Here is a 21432-nt window from a genome sequence, read left to right as displayed (position 1 = left end):
TCTCACGAAAATGACCTTTTAAAGGTAAACAAAAACCACCGAAGATGCCATTTCTCAATCTGATCCAGATGAAACTAACGCAGCATTACGCTTGCGCAGGACGATCCACCATCCGCAAAAAACCGCTGACTAATGCCTCTTTGCGCTCGAACGCCCTGGCGATTTCACTGACAACTTTGCCGCTGCCGGCATTCTTCCAGGCAACGGAGAGCGGCGAAGGCTGGCGGGGGTTGGCGACCGCACGGGCCACCAGCGCGCCGGACTCCAGGTAAGCGCGACACATCCGCTCCGGCAAGAAGCCGACCCCCAGGCCGCTAAGATGGCAGGCCAGCTTGGTGCTGAGATCCGGCACCTTGATCTCTTTTTGCCCGTTGAGCAGCCAGGCGACACGACGCGTCAGAGTCCGCGATGTATCTTCAATATTAATTGCCGGATAGCGGCGTAGCGCATCGTCGGAGAGCACCGCCGCGGGATGAGTGGCAAGGGGATGATTCTGCGCCACCACAAACTGCCAGCGAATATCGCCGAGCGGCAATAAAGAGATATTGTTGGACAGGGATTCCGAGCCGGTGACGCCAATCGCCAGCTGGAAATCGTCGTATAGCAAAGAGTCCCAGACCCCCATATAGACCTGGCGGGAAAGCTGAAAGCGGGTAAAGGGAAACTGCTGATGTAGCCAGGTCAGGAGATCCGCGGCGCTTTGCGGCTGATACAGAAGATTATTGATAACGATATTAACCTGTCTTTCGACGCCGGCATTAATCTGCTGGAGTTCATCGGGCATCACGTCGAGCCAGTTCAACCACTGCCGACAGTGCTCAAGCAGATGTTGCCCGGCCAGCGTCAGGCTTACCGATCGGGTCGTGCGTAAGAAGAGCTGCGTTGCCACCTGCTCTTCCAGCGTTTTGATACGATAGCTAATCGCCGCTGGCGTTTTGTGCAGCAGACTGGCCGCGCGGGAGAAACTCCCGGTCTCGGCGACCTGTATAAACGTGCGGATGGTTTCCTGATCGAGCATGCGTTCTCCTTGAATCCACTCTCTGTAACCAGTGCTGCGCGAATGCCATCCCCAGCAGGGTATCAGCCCCAGAAGTATGACCTACCGCCAGCAAACGCTGAATTGCCCGCTTAGGATCGCCGGTCGATTGCAGCCCGCGCATCACCTTAACCACCGGCAGCGAAAACTCGCCGCGCCTGGCGCTATTCAGATAGCTACAGCTTACCGAAGTTGTCAGCGAGGTAAGTTGATCCGCCGGGGGGATAAACGCGTGCAGGCGGTCAGAAAAACCGGCGCCGTGCAGCACCGCCAGCATCCCGGCGAGCATATCATCGCCGCTGGGGGTTAATCCTGGCCCATTGCCAATCAGCCATTCCCAGTCCGGGCGCTCGCCGCGCCGCCAGCGCTCAAGCTCGCCCATAATAGATGAATAAAACGGCCTATCCGCCAGCGGCTGATTGAGCGCGGCGCATAGTCCGCTCTGGCATGAATAAGCCGAAAGATTGAGAAGAAACGAGCGGCCGACGGGAAAGCGAAGTTTGAGCGTCCGACGCGGGCGGATGGCAACGCCCTCACCCCACAACAAGCGCCCTTGCTTAACCAGCCGCGGAAGATTAGCCAACTGCGCAAACTCGGTGCTGCTAAATAGAATACCCGTCGGGCCAATACCTTTACCGTAGCGAAACAGCGTCAGTAAAGTTCCATCGGCGTGGGCGAAATTAACCGCCTGTGAAAACTGACTATGGCGCTGCCACACGCCGTCGGCTAACTGTTCAAGGCCGGTACAGGCCAGCGCATTGAGGGTTTTCATCGGCGTCTCTCCGGGGCGGCAGCGCCGCCCCTCTCACGACTCAGGCAGTGATGTGGTGCAGTTCGGCCAACGCCTCCAGCGCTTTCTCAAAGCACAGCAGCGGCGCGCGAACGGTTCCCGCCCCCACCTGGCCTATCCCCGCTTCGCGGTGGGCAATACCGGTATTGATAAGCGGCGTGATGCCGGTTTCCACGACCCGACGAACATCCAATCCCAGACAGGCGCCTTTGAAATCCCATGATGGGATCTGGAACAGCGGGTTGTTGGCAAGATAGATTTCAGACATCTCTTCCGATGTTTCCAGCGCCGCGCCCATGCCGCCAGCGCCGACGAAGCGCGTCACGCCCGGTGCGGCAATCATCGCCGCGCCGCCGATCCCCAGCGTTTCGGTAATCGCGCTATCGCCGATGTCCGGGTTAGCATCCGCCTGGCTGTAGCCGGTGAAGAACAGCCCCTGCGGCGTATTCACCGGTGCGGTAAACCAGCGATCGCCGGTACCGCTGACGCGAATGCCGAACTCGCGGCCGTTGCGGGTCATGGCGGTCACCACCGAGCCGGCTTTGATTTCCGCCGCCGCATCCATCACCGCTTTGCTGTAAGCCATCGCCAGGTTGAGGAAGAACTGATCGGTAACGCTGAGGAACTGCAGCACGGCGACAATTTCCGCATTCGGCCGATCCAGGCCGGCAATGACCGGCGACAGCGTGCGCAGCAGCAGCGACGAGGCGGCGATATTACGCTGGTGGAACTCATCGCCCATGGTAATCGCCTGCGCCATCATCGCCGTCAGGTCAACGCCGTTTTCCATTCGTGACAGCGCTTCTTGCAGCACCGGCGCGAGCGTGTCGCGCATCCAGCGCAGACGCGTTTGCACATCCTCGCCGTAGGCGCCGAAGCGCATCACTTTGCCGATCCCTTCATTCAGGTTACAGCAGGATTGGTTACCATGAACCACATCGCGTACCACCAGCACCGGCATGTTCGCCGAGGTGATCCCGCCCATCGGCCCCACCGCGCCCACGTGGTGGCAAGGGATGAATTCCACCTCTTCCTGCTCCAGCATCCGCACGGCTTCTTCTTCGCTCGTCGCCCAGCCTTCAAACAACGATGCGCCGATACAGGCTCCGCGCATCGGCCCGGTCATCTCTTGCCAGGCGATTGGCGGCCCGGCGTGCAGTAATTTACGTCCAGAAGATAGTTCAGCCACCGCCTCTTTCGCAGGACGGACGGCAACCCAATGCGGGCGCGCGGCTTTAATTCGTTCGATAATGGCTTCGTTAGCCTGTGCAATTGATGAGTACATATCCATACCTCTGAACTTAATGTAACTGCTTGAGTAAACTGGCGAGACGAGCGTTACCGCCGGCAACGGGCGCCCACTGATAATGCACCACTGGCGTACCGCTGCTTTGTAGATCCAGCGCGAAGCTGCGCAACCCGGCATTAATGACCTGCACGCCGTCGAGCAGCGGGTTATGCGCTGTCGATTCGCTCTGCGGCTGATGCTGCGTCAGGCTAACCGCCAGTAGCGTCGCCTCTTCGAGGGTTTCGACCACCGCAACCCCGGCATCGCGCAGGATGGCTATCTGCTCGCTACGGCCCTGCGGGTCGGCATCGGTGCCGGTCATGGTGGCGATGACCACCAACGGCGCGGCACGTTTACGCCGGACCTGCTCGATGGCCTCAACCACCGCCCCGGCCGGATCGGCGCAGGCGCCATAGCCCAACACCACATCCAGCAACAGCACGCCAACTTCCGGCATTGCCGCCAGCTTCTCAATTTCAATGCTACGGGTGGTTGGGTCGATCATCGGATGCGGTCTGCCGAGGGTGTAACTATCGTCGCCAAGGTCGACAATGCGATGCCCGCCGGCTTCCAGCATCACGCCCTCGGCGTGGCTATCGCTGACCGGCACTTCCAGATGATCGGAGAGCAGCATCGCGGCCTCGGCGGCAAGGGTACCGCCAGCGTACAGGCCATAAATCCCCTTGCCTGCAACCTGCGGCTGGCTCTGCCGCTGTTGCGCTACCCGCATCAGCAGTACCGCCAGCTGCGCGGCGTCCGCCAGCGAGTTCGCCAGCCAGACGTTGCCCTCGCGGCGCTGCTCGGCACGGCTACCGAGGAACAGCGCCACCACCGGTTTATTCTGTTTTTGCATGGCGGCAATGATGCGGGCACGCACCTGTGGCGAAGGCGGTTTGGAGACAAAAGCGATAACCTGCGTCGCGCTATCGGCCGCCAGCATCTCCAGCGCGGTCAGGGCGCTGATGCCGCCGACTTCGGCGCTGAGATCGCGCCCGCCAAGGCCGATGGCGTGGCTAATTCCCTGTTGATGCAGCGCCACCTGCGAGGTGATTTCCTGGATCCCGGTCCCCGATGCGCCGATGACGCCAATTCCGCCCTGCGGTAAAACGTTGGCAAAGGCCAGTGGACTGCCGGCGATCATTGCCGTTCCGCAGTCCGGTCCCATCACAATGAGCCCCTTCTCGCGAGCCAGCGTTTTCAGTTCAACTTCTTGCTCCAACGGGACGTTATCGGAAAACAGCATCACGCTCTTATTGGCTAACAATCCCTCTTTCGCCACCCCGGCGGCGTACTCCCCTGCCACCGAAACCAGCAACAGATTCGCGTCCGGTAATTTCTGGCAGGCGCTCTCCCAGCGCCGCGCCTTGACCAGCTGCGTTGAGCTGCCTGATGCATTAGCGATAGCGCTCAGCTCTTTCTCTAACTGTTCACGGATTAAATCGAGAATTTCCGGCTGCGCTTCCTGCGTGCGAACTGCGACACAAATATCGTTGGGCGTCGCCTCGGCGAAATCCGGATGCCAGAATCCGGTCGACTCCAGCATCGATTTATTCGCCGGGGTGCCCATCATGACCGAAACCTGATCCACTTCCGGGCGTTCACTTAATTTTCGGGAAATAATCATCAGGCTTACGGAATCCTGAAAGCTTCCCTTTTTAATAAAAGCGTAAATCATTACCGCTACCTCTTTATGTGCGTTTTTCTTTTAAAAACAGCATAGCGACCAGACCAATGACCAGCAGCGCCGCGGAAACATAAAAACTCGAAGCCAGACTGCCGGTAATATCGCGCGCCGCCCCTGCAATAATTGGCGCCAGAATCGATGAGCTCATCCCGATAAAATTAAATAAACCAAACGCGGTGCTGTAATTGGTTTCATCGACGCTATCGGCGACCAGCGCCACCAGCACCGGATCCAGCGCCAGTTTGCCAACCAGGCCATACACGCACAGCGCCACGATGACGCCGGTCATACTCGGCATCCAAATAATGGAAATCATGCTGGCAATCGCCACCGGCACGAGGAATAAAATTAACGGTTTGCGGCGACCTAATTTATCCGACAGCCCTGAGAACAACAGCGCGCCGGGAATAGAGATCCACGCGACCAGCGACGAAATAAATCCGGTTTCGCTACCGGCAATACCGCGCTCGTTTTGCAGATAATAAGGAAGCCAGGTCAGAATAACGAAGAAACCAAACAGGCTGCAGAACACCATGATATAGGTCAGAATTAAATTACGATTCTTCAACAGATCGCTAAATTTGCCTTTTTGTACCGGTTTGCCCTCGGCGTCGGCGGTGCGCTTTTTCTCTTTCACAAAGAGCCAGATAGCAACCCCTACCAGCACCGAAGGTATCGCCATGGCATAAAACGGCATCCGCCACGAGTAACCCTGGTCATAGACCAGCCAGCTGGAGGTCATCAGACCCAGCGCGATGCCAAAGGCCATTCCGCTATTGATAATCGCGCTGCCCAGCGAGCGAAATTTTTTCGGGATCTGCTCGGAAGACAAGCCGTACTGCGGGCCATAATATGTCCCCTCGCCTGCGCCGGTGACCACGCGGGCAAACAGCAGCATATACCAGCTTTTTACCCAGCCGGTGACCGCGGTAAAAACGCCAAACAGAATAAACCCAGGCACCAGCACTTTTTTCTTACCAATTTTGTCCCCGAGGATCCCTGCCGGCACCTGTAGCAATGCATAAGAAAAATAGAATACGGAGTTGAGTACTCCTAATTGCGTTCCGCTTAAACCAAACTCTTTTTCCAGCTCACCCATCACCGGATTTAAAACCGTGCGATCGGCATACATAAATACCCAACCTAACCAGAAAAGAAATACCGTGACCCACCAGGCGGGTATTCCTTTTCTTTTGGTCACCTCGGTTACCTCATACGTTCCTGACATAAGCTATCTCCCGGCAATATTCACCTCAGGCCATCCCAGAGGATGGGTGAAGGATTGATGTTTTAACTCCGCTAACCATATCGGGGTAACCATGTATTTCATTTGAACAAAGTCACACAAAATCCATTGTTTTAAATTCCTAAAGACTGCTGACGAAATTATTAAAAAAAATCTAATAATCATCTTTAAAAACATTTAAATAAAACCAGCGAATATAATATTTATTAGCGAGATATTTTTTACTCTCGATAAAGTGGCGATCTCATCACATTACCTGGCCGCTAAAACGATATTTTTAGCGCACTTCTATAATTCAATGAGGTCATCATGAAAAAGAAAATCGTTATTGCGCTGGGTGGTAACGCACTGCTGCAGCGCGGAGAAGTGCTCAGCGCGGAAAATCAGCAGCGCAGCATTCAACTTTTTGCCCGGATGGCGGCGGAATTAGCCCGCGATTACCAACTGGTGATCGTGCACGGTAATGGCCCGCAGGTAGGATTGCTGGCGCTGCAAAACGCCGCCTATCAGGAATCTCCCGCCTGGCCGCTGGATATTCTGGTCGCGGAAAGTCAGGGGATGATAGGCTTCGCTATCGCTCAGGAACTGATGCAGTACGCCGGTGCGCCGGTCAGCACCCTGATGACGCGCGTAGAGGTGGCGGCAAATGATGACGCTTTCGCGGCGCCGGGGAAATATATTGGCCCGGTTTATCAGCCGCAGCAGCAGGCGGAGCTGGAAAAACGCTATGGTTGGCAGATGAAAGCGGATGGCGACTATATCCGTCGGGTGGTCCCTTCCCCCAGGCCGCTAAATATTGTTGATAGCGCGGCCATTCAGACGCTGATGGATGCCGGTCATCTGGTAATTTGCTGCGGCGGCGGCGGGATCCCGGTGGTTGCCGATACGCACGGTTACCGGGGAGTCGAAGCGGTTATCGATAAAGATTTGACGGCGGCGGCGCTTGCCAGCGCCATTCATGCCGACCACCTGCTGATACTGACGGATGCCGATGCGGTCTATGTTGATTGGGGGACGCCGCAGGCTCGCCCGTTACGTCAGGCCACCATTGCTACACTCGCGCCGTTTGCCGCGCCGGACGGCGCAATGGGGCCGAAGGCGGAAGCGGTCATTCAGTTTGTCAAACAGACCGGAAATAACGCCTTCATCGGCGCGTTAAAGGATGCGCCACAGATATTAGCCGGGGAAAAAGGCACCTGCGTAAGTCGCTAAAAAAAGGCTTCCCGCAGGAAGCCTTTTTTATGCCGGTAATGAAAGGAAACGCCGTTTCCCTTCGTTACGCTCGCAGCAAGCGAAATTACAGAACGTCGATCGCGTTCAGCTCTTTGAATGCCTGCTCCAGACGAGTCACCATAGAGGTCTGAGCGGCACGCAGCCATACGCGCGGATCGTAGTATTTCTTGTTCGGCTGGTCTTCGCCTTTCGGGTTGCCCAGCTGGCCCTGCAGGTAAGCTTCGTTCGCTTTGTAGTACTGCAGGATACCGTCCCAGGTCGCCCATTGGGTGTCGGTATCGATGTTCATTTTCACAACGCCGTAGCTGACGGAGTCTTTGATTTCCTGAGCGGAAGAACCGGAACCGCCGTGGAATACGAAGTTCAGGCTGTTGTGCGGCAGGTTGTGTTTCTTAGAAACATATTCCTGAGAGTCGCGCAGGATAGTCGGGGTCAGAACTACGTTACCCGGCTTGTAAACGCCGTGTACGTTACCGAAGGAAGCGGCGATGGTGAAGCGCGGGCTGATTTTGCTCAGCTCGGTGTACGCGTAATCAACGTCTTCCGGCTGGGTGTACAGTGCGGAAGCGTCCATGTGGCTGTTGTCCACGCCGTCTTCTTCACCGCCGGTGCAGCCCAGTTCGATTTCCAGAGTCATGCCCATTTTGGCCATACGAGCCAGGTACTTAGAGCAGATCTCGATGTTTTCGTGCAGGGACTCTTCAGACAGGTCGATCATGTGGGAAGAGAACAGCGGTTTGCCGGTGGCAGCGAAGTGTTTTTCACCCGCGTCCAGCAGGCCGTCGATCCACGGCAGCAGTTTCTTCGCGCAGTGGTCAGTGTGCAGGATAACCGGCACGCCGTAATGTTCAGCCATCTGGTGAACGTGATGCGCGCCAGAGATAGCGCCGAGGATAGCAGCACCCTGCGGAACGTCAGTTTTCACGCCTTTGCCCGCGATGAACGCAGCGCCGCCGTTAGAGAACTGAACGATAACCGGAGAACGAACTTTCGCAGCAGCTTCCAGAACGGCGTTGATGGAGTCAGTACCCACGCAGTTTACCGCTGGCAGAGCAAAGTTGTTTTCTTTAGCTACCTGGAACACTTTCTGAACGTCGTCGCCAGTGATGACGCCCGGTTTTACGAAATCAAAAATTTTAGACATGTTACTTAGTCCTGTATCTGTATCTTCGACCGTTGAAGAAGGTTCGCGAGCTGTACAAAATTGTACGTTAGCGCGCTGAAAAACAGGCGGGTTTCCCCGCCTGAACTAAATTACTGCTTAGCGCGCTCTTCGAGCATTGCTACTGCCGGCAGAACTTTGCCTTCCACGAATTCGAGGAATGCGCCGCCGCCAGTGGAGATGTAGGAGATTTTGTCAGCGATGCCGAACAGGTCAATCGCCGCCAGGGTGTCACCGCCGCCTGCGATAGAGAAACCTTCGCTGTCTGCGATAGCATTAGCGACAATTTCAGTACCTTTACGGAAGTTCGGGAATTCGAATACGCCAACCGGGCCATTCCACAGGATGGTTTTGGCATTTTTCAGGATATCAGCCAGCTTCTGAGCGGAAACGTCGCCGAGGTCCAGAATCTGCTCGTCATCTTTGATGTCGTTAACGGATTTCAGGGTCGCGGTGGCGGTTTCAGAGAACTCGGTAGCGACGCGAACGTCAGTCGGAACCGGGATATCGCAGGTGCTCAGCAGGCGCTTAGCTTCGTCAACCAGGTCCGCTTCGTACAGGGATTTACCAACGTTGTGGCCTTGAGCGGCAACGAAGGTGTTAGCGATACCGCCGCCAACGATCAGCTGGTCAGCGATTTTGGACAGAGAGTCGAGAACGGTCAGTTTGGTGGAAACTTTAGAACCGCCAACGATAGCAACCATCGGACGAGCCGGCTCTTTCAGCGCTTTACCCAGCGCGTCGAGTTCAGCGGCCAGCAGCGGGCCTGCGCAAGCGACATCGGCGAATTTACCGATACCGTGGGTGGAAGCCTGAGCGCGGTGCGCGGTACCGAAAGCGTCCATGACGAATACGTCGCACAGCGCAGCGTATTTCTTAGACAGTTCTTCGTCGTCTTTTTTCTCGCCTTTGTTGAAGCGAACGTTTTCCAGAACCACCAGTTCACCGGCAGCAACGTCAACGCCATCCAGGTAATCTTTAACCAGACGAACCGGGTTAGACAGTTTGTCTTTCAGGTAATTAACAACCGGCAACAGAGAGAATTCTTCGTTGTACTCGCCCTCGGTCGGACGACCCAGGTGAGAAGTAACCATTACTTTAGCACCCTGTTTCAGCGCCAGTTCGATGGTCGGCAGGGAGGCGCGGATACGCGCGTCGCTGGTCACTTTGCCATCTTTAACCGGTACGTTCAGATCAGCACGGATGAAAACGCGTTTACCAGCCAGATCCAAATCGGTCATCTTAATTACAGACATGGTGAATCCTCTCGTTGATTCTTGATAAAGTTTTGCAAGCGCCGCAGCGCCTTACCTGAAACCTTGCGCAGCCATCGCTAACGTCGTGTCGAGCATTCGGTTAGCAAAGCCCCATTCGTTATCGCACCAGACCAACGTTTTGATCAGATGCGCGCCACTGACCCTGGTTTGCGTACCATCAACGATGGCGCTGTGCGGGTCGTGGTTAAAATCTGTCGAGACCAACGGTAATTCCGTATAGTCAACTATACCATGAAATGCTCCCTGTGCTGCTTTTTGCAGCAACTGGTTGACTTCACAGGCCTTTACCGGTTTTTTCACCGTCACGCTCAGGTCTATTGCGGTGACGTTAATCGTCGGTACACGTACCGCGATCGCCTCAAAACGGTCGTTAAACTGCGGGAAAATACGGGTGATCCCCGCCGCAAGTTTAGTATCAACCGGAATAATTGACTGGCTGGCCGCACGGGTGCGCCGCAGATCCGGATGATAGGCATCGATCACCTGCTGGTCGTGCATCGCGGAGTGGATTGTCGTGACCGTTCCTGACTCAATGCCGTAGGCATCATCTAGCAGTTTAATGACCGGAATAATGCAGTTGGTCGTGCAGGAGGCGTTGGAGACAATGCGGTGCTCCGCGCGCAGTTCATCATGGTTGACGCCGAAGACTACCGTTGCGTCGAGATCGTTGCCGCCAGGATGTGAAAAGAGCACTTTCTTCGCGCCAGCCTGAAGATGGGCTTCGCCATGTTCACGGCTACCGTATACGCCGGTACAGTCCAGCACCACATCCACCGCCAGCTCCTGCCAGGGCAGCGCGGCGATAGAAGGCTCATGCAGTAGACGAATGACGTCATCGCCGACATACAGCTGTTCCCGCTCCTGGCGAACATCCCAGGAAAAACGGCCATGGCTGGTGTCGTACTTCAATAAATGCGCGATGCCTGCGGCATCCGCCAGTTCATTGATCGCCACCACGGTGATTTCCGCACGACGCCCGGATTCATACAAAGCGCGAACCACGTTGCGTCCTATGCGACCGAAGCCATTAATCGCGATGCGTATGGTCATAGGTCTCCTGCAAGGTTATCCCTGATTTGAGGTGGCTGACAGAGTAATCCAGCAACGCCTTTAGGGGAACCTTACCTGTCGCAAACTGCGACTGATTGATTAATTGTCGAACATTTATACGACTGAAACGCTTCAGCTAGAATAAGCCAAAGTCGGAATAAAAGGAATGTTTGTCCAGAGCAATAAACCAGCTATATGACTTGCGTCACATTTTCTCTGGAATAATTTACAGGGTAGTTACATGTTCGAGGAATAGTGCCTACAAAAAAACCGGGTGGCGAGATAAAAGCAAAACGGTAACTCAGGGGTTACCGTTTTTGGTGTTCACACCCTCTCCTGTGGGAGAGGGTTGAGGTGCGGGCATCAGCCCGCACCGTACCAGCGATTACAGCAGTGCTTTCGCTTTGGCAACAACGTTGTCAACGGTGAAGCCGAACTCTTCAAACAGCTGCTCAGCCGGCGCAGACTCACCGAAGGTGGTCATGCCAACGATGGCGCCGTTCAGGCCAACGTATTTGAACCAGTAGTCCGCGATACCGGCTTCTACCGCTACGCGGGCAGAAACGGCTTTCGGCAGTACGGATTCACGATAGGCCGCATCCTGCTTGTCGAACGCGTCGGTGGATGGCATGGAGACCACGCGCGCCTTCACGCCTTCGGCGGTCAGTTTGTCCCATGCGGCAACCGCCAGTTCCACTTCTGAACCGGTGGCGATGAAGATCAGGTCCGGCTGGCCGGCGCAATCTTTCAGCACATAACCGCCGCGGGCCACATTTGCCAGCTGCTCTTCGGTACGCTCCTGCTGCGCCAGGTTCTGACGGGAGAGGATCAGCGCGGTCGGGCCGTCCTGACGCTCTACGCCATATTTCCACGCAATCGCGGATTCAACCTGGTCACACGGACGCCAGGTGGACATGTTCGGCGTGACGCGCAGGGAAGCCACCTGCTCTACCGGCTGGTGAGTCGGGCCATCTTCGCCCAGACCGATGGAGTCATGGGTGTAGACCATCACCTGACGCTGTTTCATCAGCGCCGCCATACGTACCGCGTTACGCGCATACTCGACGAACATCAGGAAGGTAGAGGTGTACGGCAGGAAACCGCCGTGCAGCGCGATACCGTTGGCAATCGCGGTCATACCGAATTCACGTACGCCGTAATGGATGTAGTTACCGGCGGTGTCTTCGTTGATCGGCTTAGAGCCAGACCACAGAGTCAGGTTGGACGGCGCCAGGTCAGCAGAACCGCCGAGGAATTCCGGCAGCAGCGGGCCAAACGCTTCAATGGCGTTCTGCGATGCTTTACGGCTGGCGATCTTCGCCGGGTTCGCCTGCAGCTTAGCGATGAACTCGTTAGCTTTCGCGTCGAAGTCAGACGGCATTTCGCCTTTCATACGACGGGTGAATTCGGCTGCTTCCTGCGGGAAGGCTTTGGCGTAGGCGGCAAACTTCTCATTCCACGCGGCTTCTTTCGCCTGGCCGGCTTCTTTCGCATCCCACTGCGCATAGATGTCAGACGGGATTTCAAACGGAGCGTATTTCCAGCCCAGCGCTTCGCGGGTCAGTGCGATTTCCGCGTCGCCCAGCGGCGCGCCGTGGGAATCATGGGTGCCTGCTTTGTTCGGCGAACCGAAGCCGATGATGGTTTTGCACATCAGCAGGGACGGTTTGTCGGTGACCGCGCGCGCTTCTTCTACCGCGCGTTTGATGGCGTCAGCGTCGTGACCGTCAACGCCGCGCACCACGTGCCAGCCGTAGGCTTCAAAGCGTTTCGCGGTATCGTCGGTGAACCAGCCTTCAACGTGGCCATCGATGGAGATGCCGTTGTCATCATAGAACGCCACCAGTTTACCCAGTTTCAGGGTACCAGCCAGGGAGCACACTTCGTGAGAAATGCCTTCCATCATGCAGCCGTCGCCCATGAAGGCGTAGGTGAAGTGATCAACGATGTCGTGCCCTGGACGGTTAAACTGCGCCGCCAGCGTTTTTTCCGCGATAGCCATACCGACTGCGTTAGCGATACCCTGACCCAGCGGGCCGGTGGTGGTTTCCACGCCTGCGGTGTAGCCGACTTCCGGGTGGCCCGGAGTCTTAGAGTGCAGCTGACGGAAGTTTTTCAGTTCTTCAATCGGCAGATCATAACCGGTGAGGTGCAGCAGGCTGTAAATCAGCATGGAGCCGTGGCCGTTGGACAGCACGAAACGGTCGCGGTCGGCCCAGGACGGGTTCTGCGGGTTATGGTTCAGGAAATCACGCCACAGGACTTCGGCAATGTCAGCCATGCCCATCGGGGCGCCAGGGTGGCCGGATTTGGCTTTCTGTACAGCGTCCATGCTCAGCGCACGAATAGCGTTGGCAAGCTCTTTACGTGAGGACATTTTGACTCCAGTTCGGATGTTATAAGGCCATGCCCTTAACGACTTGACGAGAGCGCGTTTTGGGCTACGCCGGAAAAAAGTGTGAACAATGTAACCCAAGCGACAAAGCATGTACATGGAGCATCCTTTTGCCCATTAAGAAATCTCTGGAACACGTTGTGCTGCCGCGGAATCCACTCGCCCGGATCATGAGATACTATTTATACTTTGCACAGGACGAGGCGGGTCCGTCGTCGCCCATTATTCAGATAAAAAACCATAAGATTGTGGAAGATAAAAATGAAAATTCGCTCAACCCTTCTTGCCTTCGGGATCGCAGCAACATTAACCGGATGTCAGAACATGGACTCCAACGCCCTGCTGAGCTCGGGCGCGGAAGCATTCCAGGCCTACTCTCTTAGCGACGAACAGGTAAAAACCTTAAGCGACCAGGCGTGTAAAGAGATGGACGCCAAAGCTACTATTTCTCCGGCCAGCAGCGAGTACAGCAAACGCCTGAGCAAGATTGCCGCCGCGCTGGGCGATAACATCAACGGCCAGCCGGTCAACTATAAGGTTTATGAAACAAAAGACGTCAACGCCTTCGCGATGGCCAACGGCTGCATCCGCGTTTACAGCGGCCTGATGAACCTGATGAACGATAACGAAGTAGAAGCGGTTATCGGCCACGAAATGGGCCACGTTGCGTTGGGCCACGTGAAGAAAGGCATGCAGGTCGCGCTGGGCACTAACGCCGTGCGCGCGGCGGCGGCCTCCGCTGGCGGCATCGTCGGCAGCCTTTCTCAGTCGCAGCTGGGCGATCTCGGCGAAAAACTGGTGAACTCGCAGTTCTCCCAGCGCCAGGAGTCGGAAGCGGACGACTACTCTTACGACCTGCTGCGTAAACGCGGCATCAATCCATCGGGACTGGCCACCAGCTTCGAAAAACTGGCCAAGCTGGAAGCCGGCCGTCAGAGCTCCATGTTTGACGATCACCCGGCATCGGAAGCCCGCGCGCAGCATATTCGCGATCGCATGAAGGCCGACGGTATTAAATAAGCGACAGCGGGAGGCATTATTGCCTCCCTTTTTTATATACCCGTAAAAATATTTAGCCGCATCAATTGATAATTTAAGCGCACAAACCGTTAATTATTATCACAGCGCATCACAGCCAATTATTTTATGCCCGGCGATTCAGAAATATATTATTTGGTAAATTAAAAAGGCCGCACACTATCTGGCTTCCAGAATCGTCTTTAGCCGAATAATAAATAGTCCACCCCTTACTACCTGGCGCACGGCTCATGCGCCATACAGCCTGTTTCCGGCTGCAATAACTGCTCACACAATGATTGCTTTCGACATTATTTCAGGACAATATCTGACTGGCAGTGATTCCCATGAATATATCGACAGACAGAGAAGTGCCCTCAGTGAAAAAAGAATTACCATTACTCGCACTTGGCATTATTGCCGCCGCGCCGGCTTTCGCCAGCCAACAATCTACCAGTCAGGGCTTTATTGAAGACAGCCACCTCGATCTCTTTTTACGTAACGCTTATATCAAACGCGATTATCGCGATGGTTTGCCGGATAAAGCCGAATGGGGTCAGGGTATCATCGCTACCTTCGAGTCCGGCTTTACTCAAGGGCCGGTCGGCTTCGGCGTTGACGGCATTGCGCAGTACGCCGTGCGCCTCGACGGCGGCCGCGGCCGCAGCGGCGCGGGCGGTATCGACTTTTTCGCCCAGGATGATGATGGCCGCGCGAAGTCCGATTTAGCCAAATTTGGCGCTACCGCTAAAATGCGCTTCTCGAATACCGTACTCAGCTACGGCAGCCAGCGCCCGATGCTGCCTATCGTCTACGCCGATGACTCGCGGCTGCTGTATGAGAGCTATACCGGTACCATGCTGACCTCAAGAGAAATCGACGGCCTGGAAATTAACGCCGGGTATCTCACCGATCAGCAGCGCAAAAGCGACGACAGCCACAACAGCGGCCTGAAAAGCCTGGCCTTTGGCGGCGCCAGCTATCAATTCAACGACCAGCTCAGCGGCGCGCTATACGCTTCACACGTCGAGGACGTGCTGAATAAGCAGTATCTCGGCCTGAACTACAAGCAGCCGTTCGCCGCCGACCAGCAGTTGATTGTTGACTTCAATGGCTATAACTCGCGCTTAGATCAAGAATATGCCGACGCCAATGACACCGGGCGCAGCAACAGCATCTGGAGCCTGGCCGCCAGCTATATCTGGGATATTCATACCTTTAAAGTCGCTTACCAGCAAAGCAGCGGCAGCACCGGCTACCACTACGGTGGGTATCAGAATCAGGGCGGCGTCGGCGATGGCGGCAACACCATCTGGCTGGCTAACTCCTACTGGTCCGATTTTAACGGCGAGGATGAGCGTTCCTGGCAGGCCTCCTATGGCCTGGATTTTGCCGGACTGGGCGTACCGGGCCTGAGCTGGACCACCGCCTACGTTCGCGGCGATAACATTAAAACCGCCGAGACCAGCAACGGTAAAGAACACGAATGGTTCAACCAGGTGCAGTACCAGGTGCAAAACGGCATGGCGAAAGATTTGAAATTGAGACTACGCTATTCGGTGCTGCGCGTTTCCAGCAACGCCAGCGACTATAACGTCAGCGGTAATGAGGTGCGGTTCTACGTCGAATATCCGTTTAACGTATTTTAACCGTGTAATGAACCCTCTCCTGCGGGCCGGCCCTCTCCCGGCGCGCAGGAGCAACCGTCCGGCGCCTTGATTAACCCCCTGTGCCGTGCGGTACCCTCTCCCCGGAAGGGAGAGGGTTGGGGTCACTGGATTATCATTAATACAGCGTCTTCTGCGGCGGGCCGGCAAAGCGCAGCGCGCCAATCTGGCCCATTTTCACTTCCACCACCGATGGCCCCGGCATCGCCAGCGCTTCGGTCATCACCGCCTGGAAATCCTCCGCCCGTTCCACGCTCCACGCCTGCAGGCCAATCGCCTGCGCCAACAGGGTAAAGTCCGGCGTGTGCAGCTCGTTGTAATACTGGCGGCCGCCGAAGTACTTATCCTGAATACCGCGCATCACGCCGTAGCCGCCATCGTTCATAATCAACAGCGTTACGTTGGCCTTCTCCTGCGCCAGGGTCGCCAGTTCGCCAAGGTTGAGGCTCAGGCCGCCGTCGCCGACCAGGCCGACCACTTTCCGTTGCGGATTGGCAATCGCGGTGCCCACCGCCATCGGTAGCCCCATACCGATGGCTCCGGCCAGAGAATGGATATTCATCAGCGGGCCGTGAGCGCGGAACAGGCGGCTGCCCCACAGGCTGCCGGAGACGGTAATATCGCGCACCAGAATGCCGTCATCGGGCAGCGCCTGCGCAATCGCGTCATTCAATTTAGCGTAAGCGCCGCACTGGTCGCGCAGCCCCTGCTCCGCCGCCTCTACCGCCGCTTTAAGCTGGCTATCCCAACGCGCATCGCCCCACATCCGGCCCTGCACCCGCGCTGCCAGCGCCGCTAATAGCGCCCGGCAATCCGCCACCAGGGTATTGTCCATCAAGTAGTTACGGCTGGCCGCCGCCGGGTCGATATCAATCTGCACCCGCGGCGTGGGCAGTTCCAGCGTCCACGAGCGCGTTTCGTTGCTGCGCAGCCGGGAACCGGCCACAAGTGTGAAATCACATTGTGAAATCAGCGCTTCAACCGAGGGAGAATTATGAAACGCGCGCAGGCTGGCGCGATGGCTGTCCGCCAGAATGCCGCGGCCGTGGGTACTGGAAATCACCGTCACCCCCGCATCCGCCAGCGTCTTCACCGCCTCGCCGCTCTCTAACGCGCCGCCGCCAAGCCACAGCAGCGGCTGCTTCGCCTGCTTAAGCTGCGCCCACAGCGTATCGACCAGCGACGCTTCCGGCTCAACCGCCGGAGCGCGTTTCAACGGCGCGGTCAGCAGTGAAAGCGGAATTTTGGCGCTCTGAATATCGATGGGGATTTCCACCGATACCGGGCCGCACGGGGGCGTTTGCGCCTCCTGAATCGCCTTATGCAGCATAGCCACCGCCTGGTTGGCGTTGCTAATGCGGTAAGCGCGCTTCGAACTGGCTTTCAGGAAGGTCAACTGATCGCGGGTTTCATGAATAAAACCGGTGTCGGCGTCCAGCCAGGCTTTTTCGACCTGTCCGGTCAGGTGTAGCAGCGGCGTACCGGCGTTCATCGCCTCAACCAGCGCGCCGACCGCATTACCCGCGCCCGCGCCGGTACTGGTCAACGCGACGCCGAGCCCGGAAAAGCGCCCGTGGGCGTCGGCCATGGTCACCGACCCCGCTTCACCGCGCGCCGGAACAAAGCGGATTTTTTCCCGCTGGCCGACGGCATCAGCGATCGGCAGGTTATGGATAGAAATGACGCCATAAATGGCTTCAACGTGATACTGCTCCAGCGTTCTGGCGATGGCATCGCCGACGGTTATCATTTCGCTCATTGCTCACCCTTTCTCAGTCGCACCAGTGGTTGACGCTATTACCCGTCGCCAGATAAATGCTCTTTTGTTGCATCCAGGCTTTCAGCCCCTGGATCCCTTTTTCGCGGCCCAGACCGCTCTCTTTAAAGCCCCCAAACGGGGTCGAAATGGAGAAAACTTTGTAGGTATTGATCCACACCGTACCGGCTTCCAGTTGCTCGCTCAGACGCAGCGCGCGGCCGGTATCGCGCGTCCAGATCCCCGCCGCCAGCCCGAAGACCGAATCATTGGCCTCGCGGATCAGCGCCGCTTCATCGTGAAAACGCATTGCCACCAGCACCGGCCCGAAGATCTCTTCCTGGCAAACGCGGGCCTGATTGTTCAGCCCTTCAATGATGGTCGGCAGGAAATAGCTCCCCGCCGCCAGCGCCGGATCCGCCGGGATCTCGCCGCCGCATAGCACGCTGCCGCCTTCGCGTTTCGCCAACTCGACGTACTCCAGCACGCTCTGACGGTGTTTATCGTTGATCAGCGGCCCGACGTGGGTGCCAGCGCTGAACGGATGACCAACCCGCAGCTCTTGGGTTAACTCCAGCAGGCGGGCCATTAATTGCGGATACACTTTTTCATGGACAAACAGCCGCGAGCCGGCAATGCAGGCCTGGCCGCCGGAGCTGAAAATGCCGTAGCAGATGCCCCGCGCCGCCTGTTCGATATCGGCATCTTCCAGCACGATGGTCGGCGATTTGCCGCCCAGCTCCAGCGACGCCGGGATCAGCTTTTCCGCCGCCACGTGCGCCAGGTGACGCCCGGTGGTAGTGCCGCCGGTAAAGGAAATTTTGCGCACCTTAGGATGGCGGGCTAGCGCATCGCCGATAATCGATCCTTTACCCGGCAGCACGCTCAGCAGTCCGGCGGGTAAACCGGCCTGCTCAAAGATCTTCGCCAGTTCCAGCGCCATGAGCGGCGTGGCTTCCGCCGGTTTGAGGATCACCGCATTTCCGGCGGCGATCGCCGGGGCCACCTTCTGCATTTCACTGGCGATCGGCGAGTTCCATGGGGTGATCGCCGCCACCACGCCCAGCGGCTCATAGCGGCTCAGGGTCAATAGATCCGCCTGCCGCGGCGTCGGCAACTCCCCTTCCAGTAGTTCGCAGGCGGCGGCAAAATAGCGTGCTGTGCCCGCCGCGCTCATCACCAGCCCTCGCGCTTCCGCCAGCGGTTTACCGTTATCGCGGCTCTGCTTTTGGGTGAGCGCATCAAGCTGTGCTTCAATCAGATCGGCAACCTTATGCAAGATCTTCGCCCGCTGATGCGGCAGCATCGTCCGCCACGTTGGCTCCCGCCAGGCGCGGTCGGCGCAGTCGACCGCCTCCTGTAAATCATCGAGGCTTGCCGCATGCAGCGCCGCGTTAATAGCGCCATCCGCCGGAAACAGGCTGTGCATTAAATTGCCGCCGCCGCGACGCCACTGGCCGCCGATAAAAATGTCTAATTCGTCCATCTCAGTCTCTCTGCGTTATGCCAGTTCACGGCAGGCGCGTACCGCGCTCAGTGCCGCGAGGGTCGATGTTTTCGGATTGCTGGCGAGCGGCAGGCCGCTCAACTCCAGGTGAAACTCGCCGAACAGTCCTTCGGCGTGTAGCGTATGGGTGTTGCGTTGCGTCGTCGGATCGACCATCAGCTGTACCCGGGTCGCGTCAAGGCCGATACCGCCCAGCGCGATGGTTGCCGCCACGTTGGCATTTGCCGGGAATAGCCGCGCCGCCTCGCGGGCGCTGCCTTCAAAGAAAATTTGCGCTTCATTGACCGCGCTGAGGTCGATAAGCTGTTCGGCATAGCTGCCGCGCCAGCTGGCCGGGCTTTTACGCGACTGATAGGTCACTCGTTCAAGCCCCCCCTCTTTGGCCGCCGCCAGGCCGTCAATCCCGGCTACTGCGCCAGCCAGCAGCGTCAGCCTGCCGCCCGCCTGGCGTAAACGCTGTTCCAGTTCGCTGTCCGCCAGCGCGCCGGTGGAGATCACCGCCAGATGCCAGCCGCGCGCCAGCACCGCTTCGCCGTACTGCGCGACCGCCTGCTGGCTGGCGCATTCCAGCACCAGATCCGGCGTCTCTTCGCATTGCAGCGGATCGGTAAGCGGCGTCCCCGTGTGGCCGAACTGCAGGCGGATCGCCGCATGATGCGATTCGCGGGCGACGATCCAGCCCAACGTCACCTGCGGCGGCAGGCGTTCAATCACCGCCTGGGCCATCGCGCCATAGCCGATTAACATGACCTTTTTCATCATCTTTCCTTACAGATGGCGGCAGAAACCGCCGGAAACGTCCAGCGCCGCGCCGGTGGTAAAGGAGGCCAGCGGCGAAGCGAGGAACAGCAACGCCTGCGCCGGCTCCTGCGGCTTACCAAGACGTGCCATCGGGATCCCACGCTTACGGGCAATATCCGCGGTCCACTGCGGCCAACTCTGGCTCTTATCGCTGCGGTTTTCAAAACGGCGCTGCCACTGCCCGGATTCGACCATTCCCAGCAGGATGGAATTCACGCGGATGCCTTTCTCCACCAGCTCTTTCGACAGGGTCAGCGTCATATTGAGCAGCGCGGCGCGGGCAGCAGAGGTGGCAATCATGTGCTCTTCCGGCTGCAGCGCCAGCAGAGAGTTCACGCAGGTAATCGAGGCGATATCCGACTGCTCAAGCTGCGGCTGGAAAGCCTTTACCGGGTTAATCACGCCGAACAGTTTCAGTTCAGCTTCGTGCAGCCAGGCCTCGCGCGGCGTATCGGCGAAGTGGGCGACATAACCCTGCCCGGCGTTATTAATCAGCATGTCGGCGCCGCCGAAACGCGCGGCGACCGCGTCAGCGAAGGCCTGAACTTCCGCTTCATTCAGTACGTCGCAGCGCCAGGAGAACACCTCGCCTTCTGGATATTCGTTTTGCAACGCCGCATGGGCGCTGGCCAGCCGATCCGGGTTGCGGCCGCAAAAGGCGACCTTCGCCCCTTCGCCCAGCAGCAGGCGCAGCGTTTCAAAGCCGATCCCTGACGAGCCGCCGGTGACTACCGCGACGCGTCCTTCAATTTGTGCATTCATCGCGCACCTCTTCCCCTATGCGTAAAAGCTGTTGATTAAAAAAGGTTTCGTTATCGAGATAGCTGGCATGTCCAGCCTGCGGGATGGCGATGTAAGGGGCGCCGTAACGCAGCGCCACTCCCTGTACCAGCTCCGGTTGGGTAATGGCATCCTGCTCGCCGCACCACACCGAGAGACGACCGCGATAGTCGGCGAGCCAGCGGTGGATGTCGTCATGCGCCAGCATCCAGGCGGCGGCGAGGTAACCTTCGCTACGCAGCCTGCACATGCCTGCCGCCACCGTCGCCACATCGGCTTCGCGCGCGCCGGGGCGCAGCAGTTTTGCCGCCCGCCCCTGCGCCATCGCCTCGCCGCCCAGCGCCATCTGCTGTTGACGTCCCTGCCAGACTTTTTCCCGCTGTGCGGCTTCCGCCTGGCCGTATCCCTGCGCGACGTCGGCGAGTACCAGATAAAGCACCCGCTGCGGGTATTTCGCGGCGAAGGCGGCCGCCACCAGCGCGCCCAGCGAATGGCCGACCAGTATGGTTTGCTCTACTCCAGCGCGGTCCAGCATTCGCGCCAGCGCGTCGGCGTAATCACCAGCATCCGCCGGCGTTGCCGCCAGCATCGGGCTCTCGCCATAACCGGGCATATCCCAGGCCAGCACGCGGTAGCCGGGAAGCGCCATCTGTTTATGCCAGGAGGCCGCGCCGGAACTGATGCCGTGCAGCAGCGTCAGCGGAATGCCGCTTCCTTGTTCACGAAAACCCGTCATCATCGCC

General features: G+C 57.7%; 17 protein-coding genes. 3 read left to right on the top strand and 14 right to left on the bottom strand.

What is annotated here, in order from left to right:
* Window positions 1-85 precede the first annotated feature (85 nt).
* The 5 genes from allS to ABLV17_RS04425 are packed head-to-tail and all read right to left on the bottom strand — an operon-like array spanning window position 86 to window position 6026.
* A complete protein-coding gene (gene allS / locus ABLV17_RS04445) occupies window positions 86-1018 on the bottom strand; it encodes an HTH-type transcriptional activator AllS (protein WP_032706364.1) in 933 nt (310 codons plus the stop codon).
* On the bottom strand, window positions 918-1808 hold the full coding sequence (locus tag ABLV17_RS04440) for a DUF2877 domain-containing protein (protein ID WP_271032133.1): 891 nt from the start codon (window positions 1806-1808) through the stop codon (window positions 918-920). Before ABLV17_RS04440 ends, allS begins: the two co-directional genes overlap by 101 nt.
* A gap of 40 nt (window positions 1809-1848) precedes the next feature.
* Complete coding sequence (locus ABLV17_RS04435) at window positions 1849-3111, bottom strand: DUF1116 domain-containing protein (protein WP_271032132.1); 1263 nt, start codon at window positions 3109-3111, stop codon at window positions 1849-1851.
* A gap of 16 nt (window positions 3112-3127) precedes the next feature.
* Window positions 3128-4789, bottom strand: coding sequence for an acyl-CoA synthetase FdrA (locus ABLV17_RS04430; RefSeq protein WP_271032131.1), 1662 nt, complete (start codon window positions 4787-4789; stop codon window positions 3128-3130).
* A 13-nt stretch (window positions 4790-4802) separates the two neighbouring features.
* Complete coding sequence (locus ABLV17_RS04425) at window positions 4803-6026, bottom strand: MFS transporter (RefSeq protein ID WP_308958123.1); 1224 nt, start codon at window positions 6024-6026, stop codon at window positions 4803-4805.
* Between the two features lie 327 nt (window positions 6027-6353).
* Here ABLV17_RS04425 and ABLV17_RS04420 point away from each other — a divergent pair, with 327 nt between their 5' ends.
* Window positions 6354-7256 carry a carbamate kinase gene (locus tag ABLV17_RS04420; protein WP_087859765.1) on the top strand — a complete coding sequence of 301 codons (903 nt, stop codon included), beginning with the start codon at window positions 6354-6356 and terminating at the stop codon, window positions 7254-7256.
* A gap of 85 nt (window positions 7257-7341) precedes the next feature.
* Here ABLV17_RS04420 and fbaA read toward each other — a convergent pair whose 3' ends face one another.
* The 4 genes from fbaA to tkt all read right to left on the bottom strand — a co-directional run bounded on the left by fbaA (window position 7342) and on the right by tkt (window position 13143).
* The gene (gene fbaA / locus ABLV17_RS04415; protein ID WP_004144748.1) at window positions 7342-8421 is read right to left on the bottom strand and encodes a class II fructose-bisphosphate aldolase; all 1080 of its coding nucleotides are present in this window, start codon (window positions 8419-8421) and stop codon (window positions 7342-7344) included.
* Between the two features lie 110 nt (window positions 8422-8531).
* A complete protein-coding gene (gene pgk / locus ABLV17_RS04410) occupies window positions 8532-9695 on the bottom strand; it encodes a phosphoglycerate kinase (protein WP_087859766.1) in 1164 nt (387 codons plus the stop codon).
* A gap of 51 nt (window positions 9696-9746) precedes the next feature.
* The gene (gene epd / locus ABLV17_RS04405; protein ID WP_015369761.1) at window positions 9747-10766 is read right to left on the bottom strand and encodes an erythrose-4-phosphate dehydrogenase; all 1020 of its coding nucleotides are present in this window, start codon (window positions 10764-10766) and stop codon (window positions 9747-9749) included.
* A gap of 385 nt (window positions 10767-11151) precedes the next feature.
* Window positions 11152-13143, bottom strand: a complete 1992-nt coding sequence (gene tkt, locus ABLV17_RS04400) for a transketolase (RefSeq protein WP_308958125.1) — start codon at window positions 13141-13143, stop codon at window positions 11152-11154.
* 279 nt (window positions 13144-13422) lie between these two features.
* On the opposite strand from tkt, the gene ABLV17_RS04395 reads away from it, so the two are divergent.
* The gene (locus ABLV17_RS04395) at window positions 13423-14181 is read left to right on the top strand and encodes a M48 family metallopeptidase (RefSeq protein ID WP_015369758.1); all 759 of its coding nucleotides are present in this window, start codon (window positions 13423-13425) and stop codon (window positions 14179-14181) included.
* 377 nt (window positions 14182-14558) lie between these two features.
* A complete protein-coding gene (locus ABLV17_RS04390; RefSeq protein ID WP_108684058.1) occupies window positions 14559-15827 on the top strand; it encodes an OprD family outer membrane porin in 1269 nt (422 codons plus the stop codon).
* Between the two features lie 136 nt (window positions 15828-15963).
* On the opposite strand, the gene ABLV17_RS04385 is transcribed toward ABLV17_RS04390, so the two are convergent.
* From ABLV17_RS04385 to ABLV17_RS04365, 5 genes are read right to left on the bottom strand one after another with little or no spacing between them, the layout of a single operon-like run.
* Window positions 15964-17604 carry a thiamine pyrophosphate-binding protein gene (locus ABLV17_RS04385; protein ID WP_308958126.1) on the bottom strand — a complete coding sequence of 547 codons (1641 nt, stop codon included), beginning with the start codon at window positions 17602-17604 and terminating at the stop codon, window positions 15964-15966.
* A gap of 13 nt (window positions 17605-17617) precedes the next feature.
* Entirely contained in the window at window positions 17618-19087 is a 1470-nt protein-coding gene (locus tag ABLV17_RS04380) for an aldehyde dehydrogenase (RefSeq protein ID WP_308958127.1), read from the bottom strand.
* 15 nt (window positions 19088-19102) lie between these two features.
* The gene (locus tag ABLV17_RS04375; RefSeq protein WP_308958131.1) at window positions 19103-19867 is read right to left on the bottom strand and encodes an aspartate dehydrogenase; all 765 of its coding nucleotides are present in this window, start codon (window positions 19865-19867) and stop codon (window positions 19103-19105) included.
* A gap of 9 nt (window positions 19868-19876) precedes the next feature.
* Window positions 19877-20671 (bottom strand): SDR family oxidoreductase, encoded by a 795-nt coding sequence (locus ABLV17_RS04370; RefSeq protein ID WP_015703442.1) that lies wholly within the window; start codon window positions 20669-20671, stop codon window positions 19877-19879.
* Window positions 20655-21425, bottom strand: coding sequence for an alpha/beta hydrolase (locus ABLV17_RS04365; RefSeq protein WP_113373035.1), 771 nt, complete (start codon window positions 21423-21425; stop codon window positions 20655-20657). Before ABLV17_RS04365 ends, ABLV17_RS04370 begins: the two co-directional genes overlap by 17 nt.
* Between the last annotated feature and the right edge of the window lie 7 nt (window positions 21426-21432).

The organism is Klebsiella sp. CN_Kp091 (genome assembly GCF_040065095.1).
GTDB classification, from domain to species: domain Bacteria; phylum Pseudomonadota; class Gammaproteobacteria; order Enterobacterales; family Enterobacteriaceae; genus Klebsiella; species Klebsiella aerogenes.
This window is presented reverse-complemented; position numbering and strand designations above follow the sequence as displayed.